We start from the raw sequence: 15,109 nt of genomic DNA on the forward strand, positions 1-15,109 counted from the left end.
TCTCTCCCTTAGCTGACGGACGCGGTCGGAACGAAGTCCGAGGTGTCGGTCGAGGTATAGTTGAAGGTGATGTTGCCCCAGGTATCCAGCGCCGCTTCCAGCGGCTTGCACCACTTGGCGGCCTTGCGCAGCACCTCGGGACCCTCATTGGCGATATCGACGCCCTCGTTGCGCGCCAGAACCATGGCCTCCAGCGCCACGCGGTTCGCGGTCGCGCCGGCCTGGATGCCCATCGGGTGGCCGATGGTGCCGCCGCCGAATTGCAGCACCACGTCGTCGCCGAACAGGTCCAGCAGCTGGTGCATCTGCCCGGCATGGATGCCGCCCGAGGCGACCGGCATCACCTTTTTCAGGTTGGCCCAGTCCTGCTCGAAGAAGATGCCGCGCGGCAGGTCCACCGCGTTCACCGTCTCGCGGCAGACGTTGTAATAGCCCTGCACGGTCATCGGGTCGCCTTCCAGCTTGCCGACGGCGGTGCCGGTATGCAGGTGATCGACCCCGGCCATGCGCAGCCACTTGGCGATGACGCGGAAGCTGATGCCGTGGTTCTTCTGCCGGGTATAGGTGCCGTGGCCGGCGCGGTGCATGTGCAGGATCATGTCGTTCTGCCGGCACCAGTTGCTGATCGACTGGATCGCGGTCCAGCCGACGATCAGGTCCACCATGACGATGACCGAGCCCAGCTCCTTGGCCAGTTCCGCGCGGCGATACATCTCTTCCATCGTGCCGGCGGTGATGTTGAGGTAATGGCCCTTGGTCTCGCCGGTGGCGGCGGTGGCCTTGTTCACCGCCTCCATGCAGTAGAGGAAGCGGTCGCGCCAATGCATGAAGGGCTGCGAGTTGATGTTCTCGTCGTCCTTCATGAAGTCGAGCCCGCCCTTGAGCCCCTCGTAGACCACGCGGCCGTAGTTCTTGCCCGACAGGCCCAGCTTGGGCTTGGTGGTGGCGCCCAGGAGCGGGCGGCCGAACTTGTCCAGGCGCTCGCGCTCGACCACGATGCCGGTGGGCGGGCCGGCGAAGGTCTTCATGTAGGCGACCGGAAAGCGCATGTCCTCGAGCCGCGCGGCCTTCAGCGGCTTGAAGCTGAAGACGTTGCCGATGATCGAGGCGGTGACGTTGGCGATCGAGCCTTCCTCGAACAGGATCAGGTCATAGGCGACATAGCAGAAATACTGCCCCGGCGTGCCCGGCACCGGCTCGACCTTATAGGCTTTCGCGCGATACTGGTCGCAGGCGGTCAGCCGGTCGGTCCAGACCACGGTCCAGGTCGCGGTCGAGCTTTCGCCGGCCACGGCCGCCGCCGCCTCGATCGGGTCCACGCCTTCTTGCGGGGTGATGCGGAACAGCGCCAGCACATCGGTGTCCTTGGGCTGGTAGTCGCCGTCCCAATAGCCCATCTGGGCGTATTTCAGCACGCCGGCGGCGTAGCGCTTTTTCTTGTCCGTGATTTCGGACTTGCTCATCTCGTTCATCGGGCTTCCTCCTCCTCAGGCGGCTTTCGCGCCAGTGATTGCCGGGTCCAGCGCCCCCGACGCATAGCGTTTGGCCATCTCGTCCATCGGGATGACCCTGATCTTGCTGGCATGGCCCGCGGTGCCGAAACGCTCGAAGCGGTCGCGGCACAGCGCCGTCAGCTCCTTCATGGCCGGGATCATGAACTTGCGCGGATCGAACTCTTCGGGCTTGTCGCGGGCGATCTTGCGGAACTGCCCGGTCATCGCCATGCGGCAATCGGTGTCGATGTTCACCTTGCGCACGCCGTGGCGGATGCCGCGCTCGATCTCCTCGACCGGGACGCCATAGGTCTGCGGCATCGCGCCTCCGGCATCGTTGATCAGATCCTGCAGGTATTGCGGCACCGAGCTGGAGCCGTGCATGACCAGATGCGTGCCGGGCAGGCGCTCGTGGATCGCCTCGATCACATGCATGGCCAGGATGTCGCCATCGGGCTTGCGGCTGAACTTGTAGGCGCCATGGCTGGTGCCGCAGGCGATGGCCAGCGCGTCGCAGCGGGTGCGCGAGACGAAATCCACCGCCTGGTCGGGGTCGGTCAGCAGCTGGCTGTGATCGAGCTTGCCCTCGGCGCCCGAGCCGTCCTCGGCCGCGGCCTCGCCGGTCTCCAGGCTGCCCAGCACACCCAGTTCGCCCTCGACCGAGGCGCCGACGGCATGGGCGGCCTCGGCGACCTTGGCCGTCACCGCGACGTTATAGTCGTAATCCGCGGGCGTCTTCATGTCCTCGTGCAGCGAGCCGTCCATCATCACGCTGGTGAATCCGTGGCGGATCGCCGACATGCAGGTGGCCAGGTTGTTGCCGTGGTCCTGGTGCAGGCAGATCGGGATGGTCGGGTTCATCTCGGCCAGGGCCTCGACCATGCGGCGCAGCATGATGTCGCCGGCATAGGAGCGGGCGCCGCGGCTGGCTTGCAGGATCACCGGGGCATCGACCTCGGCCGCGGCCTTCACGATGGCCAGGCCCTGTTCCATGTTGTTGATGTTGAAGGCGGGCACGCCGTAGCCATGTTCGGCGGCGTGGTCCAGAAGCTGTCGCAGCGTGATGAGGGCCATCACTTTCCTCCCTGGATAAGCTGGTTGGCAAGGTCGGCGGCACGTTCGGCGGTGATGCCGAAATGCCGGTAAAGCGCGGGGGCAGGGGCCGAGGCGCCAAAGCCCGCCATGCCGATGAAGCCGTCGCCGGGGCGCAGGAACAGCCCGTCCCAGCCCTGGCGGATCAGCGCCTCGATGGCGATGCGCGGGGCGCGGCCCAGCACCGCCTCACGCTCGGCCTCGGGACGCCGGGCGAACAGCTCGAAGCAGGGGGCCGAGACGACGGCGGCGCGCACGCCCTGCGCCGCCAGCAGGTCGGCGGCCTCCAGCGCGATCTCGATCTCGGAGCCGGTGGCGATCAGGGTCACGTCGCGCGCGCCCTCGGTTTCGCGCAGGACATAGGCGCCCTGGCGGCTCAGATTCTCGTCATCGGCCTCCAGCCGCACGGCGGGCAGGTTCTGGCGCGACAGGCACAGGACCGAGGGCGTGGCGGGCGCGGTCAGCGCGATCTCCCAGGCCTCGGCGGTCTCGACCGCATCGGCGGGGCGAAAGACCATCAGGTTCGGGATCGCCCGCAACGCCGCGACATGCTCGACCGGCTGGTGGGTCGGGCCGTCCTCGCCCAGGCCGATGCTGTCATGGGTCATGACATGGACCACCGGCACCCCCATCAGCGCGCCCAGCCTGATCGCGGGGCGGGAATAGTCACTGAAGGCCAGGAAGGTGCCGCCATAGGGGATCAGCCCGCCATGCAGCGCGATGCCGTTCATGATCGCGGCCATGCCGTGTTCGCGGATACCGTAATGGACATAGCGGCCCAGGCGCTCGGCCGGCGTCACCGAGACCATGCCCTTGCTGCGGGTGTTGTTCGAGCCGGTCAGGTCGGCCGAGCCGCCCACCGTGTTCGGCAGCGTGGCGTTCACCACCTCCAGCGCCATCTCGGACGCCTTGCGGGTCGCCACCTTGGGCCGGTCGGCGGCCAGTCTGGCGGTATAGTCGCGGATGGCGCTGCGCAGCGCCGCCGCATCGGGCGCGGCCAGCATGGCGTTGAAACGGCCCTGATCTGGGGACGTTTCCAGCCGCTTCTGCCATGCTGACCGCGCCTCGGCCCCTCGCGCGGAGACATTGCGCCAGGAGTCCAGGATGTCTTGGGGAATTTCGAAGGGCGGATGGCTCCAGCCCAGATGCGCGCGCGCCGCGGCGATCTCGTCGGCGCCCAGCGGCGCGCCATGCACGTCGTGGCTGCCCTGCTTGTTCGGCGCGCCATAGCCGATCACCGTCTTGCAGGCGATGAGCGAGGGGCGCTCGTCCGCGCGCGCGGCCTCGATGGCGGCGGCCACCGCCTCGCGGTCATGGCCGTCCACCGCCTGCACATGCCAGCCCGCGGCGGCAAAGCGCGCCAGCTGGTCGGTCGAGGTGGACAGGTCGGTATGGCCGTCGATGGTGATGCCGTTGTCGTCCCACAGCAGGATCAGCCGGCCCAGCCGCTGGTGGCCGGCAAAGTCGATGGCCTCGTGGCTGATGCCCTCCATCAGGCAGCCGTCGCCCGAGATGACATAGGTCCAGTGATCGACCAGCCCGTCGCCGAAGCGGGCGTTCATCATCCGCTCGGCCAGCGCCATGCCGACGGCGGTGGCGATGCCCTGGCCCAGCGGGCCGGTGGTGGTCTCGATCCCCTTGGCATGGCCGTATTCGGGATGGCCGGCGGTGCGTGCGCCCAGCTGGCGGAAATTCCGCAGCTGGTCCATGTCCATGTCGTCATAGCCCAGCATGTGGTTGATCGCATAGACCAGCATCGAGCCATGGCCGGCCGACATCACGAAACGGTCGCGGTCGGGCCATGCGGCATCCGCCGGGTCGATCTTCATGAAGCGGTTGAACAGCACCGCGGCCACGTCGGCCATGCCCATGGGCGCGCCGGGGTGGCCGGATTTCGCCGCCTCGACCGCATCCATCGCCAGCGCACGGATGGCATTGGCCATCTGCGCCTCCATGCCGGTGTCGATCCTTGCCATCTGGTTCATGTTCTTCCCTCCCTTCAGGCGCGCTTCGATTCGTTGACCAGACGCAGGATCATCGGCGTCAGGATCAGCTGCATGGCGAGGTCCAGCTTCGGCCCCGGAATGACGATGGAATTGGCGCGGCTCATCCACGAGCCCTGGATCATCGAGGTCAGATAGGGAAAATCGATGCCGCGCGGGTTCTTGAAGCGGATCACCACCAGGCTTTCGTCCGCGGTGGGGATCCAGCGCGCGATGAACGGGTCCGAGGTGTCCACCACCGGCACGCGCTGGAAGTTGATGTCGGTTTCGGTGAACTGCGGGCAGATCACATGCACATAGGCATGCATCCGGCGCAGGATCACGTCGGTCACGGCCTCGGTCGAATAGCCGCGGCTGGCCTTGTCGCGGTGGATCTTCTGGATCCACTCCAGGTTGATGACCGGCACCACGCCGATCTTCAGGTCGGCCTGGCCGGCGATGTCGATGCCGTCCGACCTGACCGCGCCATGCAGCCCCTCGTAGAACAGCAGGTCCGAGTCGGGGGCGAAATCCTCCCATGCGGTGAACTGGCCGGGGGGCGTGCCGTATTTCTCGGCCTCGCGGTCGTCGTGGACGTAATGCCGGGTCTGGCCGGTGCCGGTCTCGCCGTAGTGGCGGAACACCTGCTCAAGGCGCTCCAGCTCGTTGGCCTCGATGCTGAAATGGCTGAAGGTGTGGTCGCCCGCCTCGGTCCGGCGCGTCAGTTCCGCCTTCATCGCCGCGCGGTCGAAGCGGTGGAAGGCGTCGCCCTCGATGCTGACGGCGGTGATGCTTTCGCGGCGGAAGATCTGGTCGAAGGTGTTCTTGATCGTGGTGGTGCCTGCGCCCGACGAGCCGGTGACAGAGATGATCGGGTGTTTCTTGCTCATGGTGTCCCTTCTTTTTCCAGATCAGGCCCGGAACAGGCCGCGATGGCCGAACAGCGCCGAAACCTCGGTCTCGGGCAGTTCGTGATAGGCGGCGATGCGGGCGACCTTCTCGGCCGAGCCGAAGACGAAGGGCGTGCGCTGGTGCAGGCTCGCCGCGCCCTGGTCGAGGATCGGGACCAGCCCGTTGGTGGCGCGACCGCCGGCCTGTTCGACCAGAAAGGCGATGGGCGCGCATTCGTAGAGCATGCGCAGCCGGCCCGAGCCGTAGCCCTTGCGCGCGTCGCCCGGATACAGGAACACGCCGCCCCGGATCAGGATGCGATGGGTTTCCGCCACCAGCGAGGCGATCCAGCGCATGTTGAAGTTCTGCTCCCGCGGGCCGTCGCTGCCGGCCAGGCAATCGTCGATATAGGCCCGGATCGGCTGCGGCCAGTGCCGGTAGTTCGAGGCGTTGATGGCGAATTCCAAGGCGCTTTCGGGCATCTCCTGCCGGGCCGTGACCAGCCGGAAGCCGTCGCTGTCGGGGTCCAGCGCGTAATGCTGCACGCCGTCGCCGAACGTCACCATCATGGCGCAGCGCGGGCCGTAGATGATATAGCCGCCGGCGATCTGCTGGCGCGCCGGGCGCAGGAAGCTGGCCTCGGCCGTCGCCTCGGCGGGGTAGATCGAAAAGATCGTGCCGATCGAGACATTGGTGTCGATGTTCGAGGAACCGTCCAGCGGGTCGATGGCGACGGCCAGGCGCCCCGCGGGGTCCAGCGCCACGGCCTCGTCCTGTTCCTCGGAGGCGAGCCAGCGCACCCCCGCGCCGGCCAGCGCCTGGCGGAACAGGTCGTCCGCCATCACGTCCAGCGCCTTCTGCCCGTCGCCATCCGCATTGGTCCCGACCGGCGAGGCAAGGTCGCCGCCCCGGCGGATGATCGCGGCAAGCCGGGCGCCGGCCTCGGCCATCGCCTGCATCACGGGCCGAAGCTCCTCGGGAATGCGGTCGGTCTGGATTGTCTCGGCGGTCATCTGCCCCTCCTCTGGCGCGTCCCGTCTTCTTGTTGACATGTCCAGATTTTAAGGAACATTTAATAATGCAAAAAAGTATTTCGGAAATTCTGAATGAAGCGGATCAGTGCCATTACCCTGCGCCAGCTGCGCGTGCTGCGCGCGGTGATCGACAGCGGTTCTCTGACGGGCGCCGCGGGGCAGCTTAGCCTCAGCCCGCCCGCGATCCACAGCCAGCTGCGCGCGCTGGAAGACCTGATGGGCGCGCCCATGGTGATCCGGGGCGAGCATGGCGCCTTCCTTGCCACCGAGGAGGGGCGGACGGTGCTGGAGGCCGAGGCGCAGATCGCCATCGCCCTGGAAACCTGTGCGCGGCGGGTGGCGGCGCTGCAAAGCGGCCATACCGGCAACGTCTCGCTGGGGGTGGTCTCGACCGGCAAGTATTTCGCGCCGCGCCTTGTCGCCGACCTGCGCCGCGCGCTGCCCGAGGTCGAGGTGACGCTGCGCATCGGCAACCGCGACACGGTGATCCAGTGGCTGACCTCGCGTGCGCTGGACCTGGCGATCATGGGCCGGCCGCCGCGCAACCCGGCGGTGGTGGCCGAGCCCATCGGCCCGCATCCCCATATCATCGTCGCGCCCCCCGATCACCGGCTGGCCGCGGCCGATCCGGCGACGCCGCGGGATCTGCTGGCCGAAACCTATCTGGCGCGCGAGCCGGGCTCGGGCACGCGCATCCTGATGACGCGCTTCCTGGACCGGATCGGCGACGGCACGCCCTGGCGCATGGTCGAGATGGGCACGAACGAGACCATCAAGCAGGCGGTGATCGCCGGGCTGGGGATCGCGCTGATCTCGCAGCATACCGTGACCGAGGAATTGCGCGCCGGCCGGCTGGTGGCGCTGAAGGCCGAGGGGCTGCCGATCCAGCGCAACTGGTTCCTGATCCGACGCGAGGACATGGCGCTGTCGCCGGCGGGGCGGCGGGTGCATGACCATATCCTGGGGCTGAAGGGCACCTTCCTGCCCGCGGTCGAATCCTAGGGGCCGGCCGCGGCGGATCGCCGGCAGCCGGCCCCCTGGGCCTCGGAGCCTGGGCCTTGCGCGATCAGTCCTCCAGCGGCTTGCCGGCGGTCTCGCGCGCCATCAGCATGGCGACCAGCGCCAGCGCGGCGGCGCCGACCAGGTACCAGGCCGGCGCCAGCTTGCTGCCGGTCACGCTGATCAGCCAGGTCGCGACGAAGGGCGCGGTGCCGCCGAACAGCGCATTCGCCGCGTTGAAGCTGAAGGCGAAGCCGGAATAGCGCACGCGGGTCGGAAAGATCTCGGACAGGAAGCAGGGCAGGGTGCCGTCGTTGATGGTCAGCAGCGCGCCGAAGGCGATCTGGATCAGCACGATGGTGAGAAAGCTCGCGCCGTCGAGCATGCTGAACAGCGGCACGGTCATCGCCATGAACAGCACCGAGGCGGTGATCAGCGCCGTCTTGCGCCCCAGCCGGTCCGACAGCATGCCCATCAGGAAGATCAGGAAGATGTAGCTGGCCAGCGAGATGCTGGTGGCCAGGAAGGCCTGCGCCTTGCCCATGCCCATCTCGGTCGAGAGATAGGTGGGCATGTAGCTGAGGATCAGGTAGAAGCCCACGGCGTTGAGGCAGGTGACGCCGAAGGCGATGGCGATCTGCCGGCGATGGTTGCGAAACAGCTCGCGCACCGGGGTGGCCTCGACGTGATGGGTCTTTTCCAGCTCGCGGAATTTCGGCGTATCCTCCAGCCGCAGCCGGATATAAAGGCCGATGAAGCCCAGCGGCAGCGCCAGCAGGAAGGGGATGCGCCAGCCGAAGCTTTGCATCTGCGCCTCGTCCAGGAAGGCGAAGAGCCCCGCCGACATCAGCGAGCCGGCCAGCAGCCCCGCGGCGGTCGAGGCCGGCACGATGCTGGTGTAAAGGCCGCGGCGGTGGGTCGGCGAATATTCGGCGATGAACGAGGTGGCGCCGGCATATTCGCCCGCGGCGGAAAAGCCCTGCACCATGCGCACCAGCAGCAGAAGCACCGGCGCCAGCAGGCCGATCTGGTGATAGGATGGCAGCAGCGCAATGACGGTGGTGGCGCCCGACATGATCAGGATCGACCAGGACAGCGCCGTGCGCCGCCCGACCCGGTCGCCGATCGCGCCCCAGATGATGCCGCCGACCGGGCGGATGATGAACGAGATGGCGAAGACCGCGAAGGTCGCCAGCAGCGCGCTGGTCGGCGCGATCTCGGGGAAGAAGGCATGGGCGATGACGGTGGCGAAATAGCCGTATGAGGCATAGTCGAACCATTCGACGAAATTGCCGACGAAGCTGGCGCCCAGCACCTTCCTGACGACATCGCGCGAGACCTCGGCGTCCGGCGCCGCATCCTGCGGCATGCCGGCCGCCGCGGCGAGCGTTGGATTGGACATTGATTACCCTCCCTTGGGTGTTCCTGCCGGCCTCCTCTGCCGGCAATGGCCTTTCGGCCCGGCCCGCGGGGGATGCGGGCCGGTGGCGGCGGTCGGAACCGCCGTTACGCGATCCGCCCGCCGGGTGGTCCGGCGGGCGGCGGGGGTCAGGCGGCCTTGGCCTTGCCCTTGACGATCAGATGCTCGGGTCCATAGGGGAAGCCGGTGATGTTGCGGTTCCCACCTTCCTCGATCACCAGGATGTCATGCTCGCGATAGCCGCCGGCGCCGGGCATGTTCTCGGGGATGGTGATCATCGGCTCCATCGAGACGACCATGCCGGGCTCCAGCACCGTCTCGCAATCCTCGCGCAGTTCCAGCCCCGCCTCGCGGCCGTAATAGTGGCAGAGCACCCCGAAGCTGTGGCCATAGCCGAAGCTGCGGTATTGCAGCAGGTTCTCGGCCGCATACATCTCGTTCAGCTCGGCCGCGATCTCCGAGCATTTCTTGCCCGGCACCAGCAGTTCCTTGCCGCGGTCGTGGACCTTGCAGTTGAACTCCCACAGGCGGATATGTTCGTCGCTGGCCTCCTCGGCGAAGAGCGTGCGCTCCAGCGCGACGTAATAGCCCGCGACCATGGGGAAGCAGTTCAGCGACAGGATGTCGCCGCGCTGGATCTTGCGGCTCGTCACCGGGTTGTGGGCGCCGTCGGTGTTCACGCCGGACTGGAACCAGGTCCAGGTGTCCAGCAGCTCGGCATGCGGCCAGGTCTTGGCGATCTCGCGCACCATGGCGGCGGTGGAATGCAGCGCCACCTCGTGCTCGGGCACGCCGACGGCGGTCGCTTCGACGCAGGCCGCGCCGCCGACATCGGCGATGCGGGCCATCTCGGTGATATGGGCGATCTCCTCGGCCGACTTGATCATGCGCAGCCGCATGGCGGGGGCGGCGATGTCGACGAACGCGACGCCGGGAAATTCCGCCTTCAGCAGGTCGAGCAGGTCGATGCTCACATGGTCGAATTCGATGCCGATGCGCTTGGCGCTGCCGGCAAGCTGGCGCAGGGCATGAAAATAATTGTCCTTCTGCCAGTCGGTATAGGTGACGTTGCCGCCAAAGCTGCGCCGCCAGGGCTGGCCGCCGTCGATGCCGGCGCTGATCGTCGTCGCCTTGTCATGGTCGATCACCAGCCCATAGCGGCGGCCGAACTGGCAATAGAGGAAATCCGCGTAATAGTTGATGTTGTGATACGAGGTGAACAGCGCCGCATCGACGCCCGCCTGCGCCATATGCGCGCGGATCGCGTCCTGGCGGCGCTGCATTTCCGTGGCCGAGAAGGTCGGGGCCGCCTTCTCGCCATTGCCGACGAAACTTTGAAGCCTGTCGCGTTGCATGGGATGTCCTCTTTGTTCTTTGGGGGTTCGGATGGCGTCAGGATCGGGCGTGCAAGGGGTCTTGTCAAAAGACCGTTTCTCATGCTTCGCTTGAGAAAATCTCAACCGTTGCGGGTCGCTTCCCATGTCGCTTCTGCCGCTCAATGCCCTGCGTGCCTTCGAGGCCGTCGCCCGGCTGAAAAGCTTCAAGGAGGCAGCGAAGGCGCTGTTCGTCACCCAGTCGGCGATCAGCCACCAGGTCCGCCATCTCGAGGAATTCCTGGGGGTTGCGCTGTTCGACCGCTCGGGGCCGCGGCCGCGCCTCCTGCCGCGGGGGCAGGAGCTGGCGCGCACGCTGAGCCTGTCGCTGGCCGAGATCGAGGCGGCCTGCAAGCGGGTGCGCATGGCCGGCGGCGCGCAGCCGCTGGTGATCGCCGCCATCCCCTCGGTCGCGATCTGCTGGCTGATCCCGCGGCTTTCGCGCTTTCGGCAGGCGCATCCCGACCTGGCGCTGCGCGTGGTCTATGCCATGCACGGGCAAGAGATCGACTTTCGCAGCACGCATTTCGCCTTCGTCTTCTCGGATGGCCTGCCGGTCCTGCCGGGGGTGCGGGTGCTGGCCTTCCTGCCCGGCGAAAGCGCGCCGGTCTGCAACCCCTCGCTGCTGTCCGGCCTGGGCGAGGCGCCGCCCTCGGCCGCCGGGATCAGGGCCGCGGGGCTGCTGCACGACACCGACACATCCGCCTGGCGCGCCTGGCTGGCGCGGATGGGCGAGGGCATCGGCCCGGACGAGGCCGGGCCGGTCTTCGAGGATTTCAATCTGCTTCGCGCCGCCGCCCTGGCCGGGCAGGGGGTGGCGCTATGCCCGCTGGCGATGATCCGCGACGACCTGGACAGCGGCCGGCTGGTGCAGCTGTCCCCGGTCACGGTGCTGGAAAACTATGGCTACTACCTGCTGGCCAACGATCCGCAGCCCGCCGACCTGGCCGAGAACGCCCAGGCGTTCCAGGACTGGGCATTCCGCGAAAGGGATGCCGGGCCGGACGGCTGATCCGGGTCAGGACCGTGCCGGTTCGCGCGCCGCGACCGGGTGCAGCAGATGCGAGAAATCCGGCCGCCGCGCCAGCACGTCGGCCAGGCTGTAGCCGTCCAGCACCGCCATGAACCCCGCCATCGCCTCGTCCAGCACCGAGGTCAGCCCGCAGGCCGGCGCGATGATGCAGGTGCCGCAGCCGACCAGGTCGAAATCGTCCTCGGTATGGCGGACCAGCGCGCCGACATTGATCTCGGCCGGCGGACGGGCCAGGCGGATGCCGCCGTTGCGCCCGCGCAGGCTGGCCAGGAAGCCGGCATGCACCAGGTCGTTGATGACCTTCATCAGGTGGTTTTGCGAAATGCCATAGGCCTGCGCGATCTCGCCGATCGAGCAGAGCCGCTCGGGCTCGCGGCCCAGATACAGCAGCACGCGCATGGCATAATCGGTATAGCGCGTCAGGCGCATCGCAGGCTCCGATAAAACATGTATCCTGATTGCATGTTTCTGGCGGCAAGATACATGTATCCACAATACATGTTTTGAGTCGCGGCCGATCCCCTGCCGCGCCCCCTTGCAGGAGAAGCCGAATGCCGCAGCCGCTGAGCGCGCAGACCATCGCCCTGGTCAAAGCCACCGTCCCCGCGCTTGAGGCGCATGGCCTTGACATCATTCGCGAAATGTATGCGCGCATGTTCCAGAACCCGGACATCCGCGACCTGTTCAACCAGACGCACCAGGGCGGTTCGGAATCGCAGCCGCGCGCGCTGACCGGGGCGATCCTGGCCTATGCCAACAATATCGACAACGTGACGGCGCTGGTTCCCGCGGTCGAGCGCATCGCCCAGAAACACGTCGGCCTGCAGATCCTGCCCGAACATTACCCCCATGTCGCCGAGGCGCTTCTGGGCGCCATCCAGGCGGTGCTGGGCGATGCGGCCACCGACGAGGTGCTGGATGCCTGGGGCGAGGCCTATTGGTTCCTCGCCAATATCCTGATCGCGCGCGAGCGGCGGATCTATGACGAGCAGCTGGCGGTCGAGGGCGGCTGGAACGGCTGGCGCGACTTCCGCATCGACGAGGTGATCCGCGAAAGCAGCACCATCGCCTCGTTCATCCTGCGCCCGGTCGATGGCGGGCCGGTGATGGCGCACAAGCCGGGCCAATACCTGACCTTCTGGCTGGAGATCCCCGGCCATGCCCCGGCCAAGCGCAACTATTCGATCTCGGCCGCGGCGAACGGCCAGACCTATCGCATCTCGGTCAAGCGCGAGCCGCAGGGGCTGGTCTCGGGCTGGCTGCACCAGCAAAGGCCGGGCACGGTGCTGAAGGTCGCGGCCCCCGCGGGCGAGTTCTTCCTGCCCGAACGGCCCGAGCGGCCGGTGGTGCTGCTGTCGGGGGGCGTGGGGCTGACGCCCATGGTCGCCATGCTGGAGGCGCTGGTGCAATCGGATGCGCCGGTGCCGGTGCATTACATCCACGGCACCCACGACCGCGACACCCATGCGATGCGCGCCCATGTCCGCGCGCTGGCCAAGCGGCGGCCGCAGATCACCGTCACCGATTTCCACCAGACGCCGCTGGCGGACGAGGTCGCGGGCCGCGACTACGACCATGCCGGGCTGATCACCGAGGAATGGTTGCTGGCCAATACCCCCTCGGAGGCGGCGGATTACTATATCTGCGGCCCGCGCCCCTTCCTGCGCGCGGCGGTGGCGGCCTTGTCGCTGGCGGGCGTGCCCGCGGACCGCATCCATTACGAGTTCTTCGGCCCGGCCGACGAATTGCTGGCCGCCTGAGGCGGCCTTGGGCCGACGCTGCCCAGCCCTTGCCAAGGGGCTTGGCAGCGCGCCGCGGCTTGTGGCAATGCGGAACGGACGCCCGGTCCCCCGGCCGGGTGCAGCATCCGGGAAACCATCGTGCCGCAATCTGTTGCTGACGACAGCGAACGCTATATCGCGCGGGGCATCGCCCATGTGAAGCTTGCGACGCCGGTCCGGGCGCCGATCACCGTGTCCTTCGTGCTGATGCCGCGCTTTACCATGCTGGCCTTCACCTCGGCGATCGAGCCCTTGCGGGTGGCCAACCAGCTGACCGAGCAGGTGCTGTTCAAATGGCGCATCCACAGCGAAAGCGGCGCGCCGATCACCTGCTCGAACGGGGTGCCGCTGCTGCCCGACGCGCCGCTGTCCGAGGCGCCGGCCTCGGATTACGTGCTGGTCTGCGGCGGGGTCGAGCCGGATGCGGGTTGCAGCGCCGAGCTGACCGACTGGCTGCGCAAGCAATGGCGCCATGGCGGCACCGTGGGCGGGCTTTGCACCGGCGCCTATGCGCTGGCCCGTGCCGGCATCCTCAACGGCCGCCGCTTTACCCTGCATTGGGAAAACATCCCGAACTTCACCGAGAAATATCCCGACCTGGTGCCCGAGCGGCGCATCTTCTGCATCGACGAGCGCATCGTCACCTGCGCCGGCGGCGTCGCCTCGGCCGAGCTGGCGCTGAAGCTGATCGAGGATTACTACGGCGCCGAGCTGGGCCAGGCGGTGATGAACATGTGCCTGCTGGGCCAGATCCGCCGCGGCGAGGACGAACAGCTGAGTTCGCTTTCCGTCCGCCTGGGCACGCGCAACGACCACCTGATCCGCGCCGTGGCCTATATCGAGGCCCATGTCGAGGACGAGATCGACCTGGCCGAATGCGCCCGCCACCTGGGCATCTCGCGCCGCCAGCTCGAGCGGCTGTTCCAGCGCTACCTGGACACGACGCCGCTGCAATACCTCAACAGGGTGCGGCTGCAGCATGCCCGCTCGTTGCTGACCGAGACCAATCTCAGCGTCATGCAGGTGGCGGTGGCCTGCGGCTTCGGCTCGTCCTCGTATTTCTCCAAGGTGTTCCGGGGGCAATACGGCATGTCGCCCTACAAGTTCTCGCTGACGCGCAAGCGGCCGGGTTAGGGCCTGGCCCGCGCCCTGCGCTATGATCGGCCGAATCGCCAGCGCAGGAGGACGGGGGATGGACAAGGGCAGGGCGGCGGCGGGACGCATCCGCATCGGCATCGGCGGCTGGACCTATGAGCCCTGGCGCGGCAGCTTCTATCCCGAGGGGCTGGCGCAGCGGCGCGAACTGGAACATGCCAGCCGCCGGCTGACCTCGATCGAGGTCAACGGCACCTATTACGGCGCGCAAAAACCCGAGAGCTTTCGCAAATGGCATGACGAGACGCCCGAGGATTTCGTCTTTTCGCTGAAGGCGCCGCGCTATGCCACCAACCGCAAGGTGCTGGCCGATGCGGGCGAAACCATCGCGCGCTTCCTGTCCGGCGGGGTCATGCTCTTGGGCGACAAGCTGGGGCCGATCAACTGGCAGTTCATGGCGACGAAGAAATTCGAGCCGGCGGATTTCGAGGCCTTCCTGAAGCTGCTGCCCGCCTCGGCCGAGGGCAGGGCGCTGCGCCATGTGGTCGAGGTCCGCCACGAGAGCTTCCGTACGCCCGCCTTTACCGAGATGCTGCGCGAGCATGGGGTGGCGGCCGTGGTCGCCGCGGACGGCAAGTATCCGCAGATCGCCGATCCGACCGCGCCCTTCGTCTATGCGCGCATCATGGGCACCAGCGCGGACGAGGCGCTGGGCTATTCGCCGGCCGTGCTGGATCTTTGGGCGGAAAGGGCGCGGATCTGGGCCGCGGGCGGGCTGCCCGAGGGGCTGGATCATGTCGGGCCGAACGCTGTCCCGGGGCCGCGCGACGTCTATCTTTACGTCATCGGCGGCCACAAGGCGCATAATCCGCAAGCCGCCATGGCGCTGATCGAGCGGCTGAGCTGAAGGCCGCGG

13 protein-coding genes are annotated in these 15,109 nt (G+C 67.5%); 5 read left to right on the forward strand and 8 right to left on the reverse strand.

Going from position 1 to position 15,109, the window contains the following annotated elements; genetic code table 11:
• Positions 1–8: 8 nt before the first annotated feature.
• The 5 genes from E3U26_RS01285 to E3U26_RS01305 are packed head-to-tail and all read right to left on the reverse strand — an operon-like array spanning position 9 to position 6,471.
• Positions 9–1,472, reverse strand: a complete 1,464-nt coding sequence (locus E3U26_RS01285; protein ID WP_036757650.1) for a form I ribulose bisphosphate carboxylase large subunit — start codon at positions 1,470–1,472, stop codon at positions 9–11.
• A 15-nt stretch (positions 1,473–1,487) separates the two neighbouring features.
• Complete coding sequence (fba, locus tag E3U26_RS01290; RefSeq protein WP_036757649.1) at positions 1,488–2,567, reverse strand: class II fructose-bisphosphate aldolase; 1,080 nt, start codon at positions 2,565–2,567, stop codon at positions 1,488–1,490.
• Positions 2,567–4,570 carry a transketolase gene (gene tkt, locus E3U26_RS01295; protein WP_175562387.1) on the reverse strand — a complete coding sequence of 668 codons (2,004 nt, stop codon included), beginning with the start codon at positions 4,568–4,570 and terminating at the stop codon, positions 2,567–2,569. The genes fba and tkt overlap by 1 nt, the downstream gene beginning before the upstream one ends.
• Positions 4,571–4,584: 14 nt before the next feature.
• Positions 4,585–5,457, reverse strand: coding sequence for a phosphoribulokinase (locus tag E3U26_RS01300; protein ID WP_114536205.1), 873 nt, complete (start codon positions 5,455–5,457; stop codon positions 4,585–4,587).
• A 21-nt stretch (positions 5,458–5,478) separates the two neighbouring features.
• Positions 5,479–6,471: a class 1 fructose-bisphosphatase gene (locus E3U26_RS01305; protein WP_036757647.1), complete on the reverse strand. Its 993-nt coding sequence runs from the start codon at positions 6,469–6,471 to the stop codon at positions 5,479–5,481.
• A 93-nt stretch (positions 6,472–6,564) separates the two neighbouring features.
• Here E3U26_RS01305 and cbbR point away from each other — a divergent pair, with 93 nt between their 5' ends.
• Positions 6,565–7,494, forward strand: coding sequence for a LysR family transcriptional regulator (gene cbbR / locus E3U26_RS01310; RefSeq protein WP_499105200.1), 930 nt, complete (start codon positions 6,565–6,567; stop codon positions 7,492–7,494).
• A 64-nt stretch (positions 7,495–7,558) separates the two neighbouring features.
• On the opposite strand, the gene E3U26_RS01315 is transcribed toward cbbR, so the two are convergent.
• Positions 7,559–8,893 (reverse strand): MFS transporter, encoded by a 1,335-nt coding sequence (locus E3U26_RS01315; RefSeq protein WP_499105201.1) that lies wholly within the window; start codon positions 8,891–8,893, stop codon positions 7,559–7,561.
• A 146-nt stretch (positions 8,894–9,039) separates the two neighbouring features.
• Complete coding sequence (locus E3U26_RS01320) at positions 9,040–10,266, reverse strand: aminopeptidase P family protein (RefSeq protein ID WP_499105202.1); 1,227 nt, start codon at positions 10,264–10,266, stop codon at positions 9,040–9,042.
• A 124-nt stretch (positions 10,267–10,390) separates the two neighbouring features.
• On the opposite strand from E3U26_RS01320, the gene E3U26_RS01325 reads away from it, so the two are divergent.
• Complete coding sequence (locus E3U26_RS01325; protein ID WP_499105204.1) at positions 10,391–11,296, forward strand: LysR family transcriptional regulator; 906 nt, start codon at positions 10,391–10,393, stop codon at positions 11,294–11,296.
• A 6-nt stretch (positions 11,297–11,302) separates the two neighbouring features.
• Here E3U26_RS01325 and E3U26_RS01330 read toward each other — a convergent pair whose 3' ends face one another.
• A complete protein-coding gene (locus tag E3U26_RS01330; protein WP_114536208.1) occupies positions 11,303–11,746 on the reverse strand; it encodes an RrF2 family transcriptional regulator in 444 nt (147 codons plus the stop codon).
• A 122-nt stretch (positions 11,747–11,868) separates the two neighbouring features.
• Here E3U26_RS01330 and hmpA point away from each other — a divergent pair, with 122 nt between their 5' ends.
• From hmpA to E3U26_RS01345, 3 genes are all read left to right on the forward strand, one after another.
• Positions 11,869–13,077: an NO-inducible flavohemoprotein gene (gene hmpA, locus E3U26_RS01335; RefSeq protein ID WP_036757641.1), complete on the forward strand. Its 1,209-nt coding sequence runs from the start codon at positions 11,869–11,871 to the stop codon at positions 13,075–13,077.
• Positions 13,078–13,197: 120 nt separating this feature from the next.
• Entirely contained in the window at positions 13,198–14,232 is a 1,035-nt protein-coding gene (locus E3U26_RS01340) for a GlxA family transcriptional regulator (RefSeq protein WP_114536210.1), read from the forward strand.
• 58 nt (positions 14,233–14,290) lie between these two features.
• Positions 14,291–15,100 (forward strand): DUF72 domain-containing protein, encoded by an 810-nt coding sequence (locus E3U26_RS01345; RefSeq protein WP_499105206.1) that lies wholly within the window; start codon positions 14,291–14,293, stop codon positions 15,098–15,100.
• Positions 15,101–15,109 lie beyond the last annotated feature (9 nt).

Source organism: Paracoccus ferrooxidans, assembly GCF_029909815.1.
Classification (GTDB): domain Bacteria; phylum Pseudomonadota; class Alphaproteobacteria; order Rhodobacterales; family Rhodobacteraceae; genus Paracoccus; species Paracoccus versutus.

Coding starts and splice junctions, on each gene's coding strand:
- cbbR (WP_499105200.1), top strand. CDS start 6,565: ATGAAGCGGATCAGTGCCATTACCCTGCGCCAGCTGCGCGTGCTGCGC.
- tkt (WP_175562387.1), bottom strand. CDS start 4,570: ATGAACCAGATGGCAAGGATCGACACCGGCATGGAGGCGCAGATGGCC.
- fba (WP_036757649.1), bottom strand. CDS start 2,567: ATGGCCCTCATCACGCTGCGACAGCTTCTGGACCACGCCGCCGAACAT.
- E3U26_RS01285 (WP_036757650.1), bottom strand. CDS start 1,472: ATGAACGAGATGAGCAAGTCCGAAATCACGGACAAGAAAAAGCGCTAC.
- hmpA (WP_036757641.1), top strand. CDS start 11,869: ATGCCGCAGCCGCTGAGCGCGCAGACCATCGCCCTGGTCAAAGCCACC.
- E3U26_RS01330 (WP_114536208.1), bottom strand. CDS start 11,746: ATGCGCCTGACGCGCTATACCGATTATGCCATGCGCGTGCTGCTGTAT.
- E3U26_RS01320 (WP_499105202.1), bottom strand. CDS start 10,266: ATGCAACGCGACAGGCTTCAAAGTTTCGTCGGCAATGGCGAGAAGGCG.
- E3U26_RS01305 (WP_036757647.1), bottom strand. CDS start 6,471: ATGACCGCCGAGACAATCCAGACCGACCGCATTCCCGAGGAGCTTCGG.
- E3U26_RS01300 (WP_114536205.1), bottom strand. CDS start 5,457: ATGAGCAAGAAACACCCGATCATCTCTGTCACCGGCTCGTCGGGCGCA.
- E3U26_RS01315 (WP_499105201.1), bottom strand. CDS start 8,893: ATGTCCAATCCAACGCTCGCCGCGGCGGCCGGCATGCCGCAGGATGCG.
- E3U26_RS01345 (WP_499105206.1), top strand. CDS start 14,291: ATGGACAAGGGCAGGGCGGCGGCGGGACGCATCCGCATCGGCATCGGC.
- E3U26_RS01325 (WP_499105204.1), top strand. CDS start 10,391: ATGTCGCTTCTGCCGCTCAATGCCCTGCGTGCCTTCGAGGCCGTCGCC.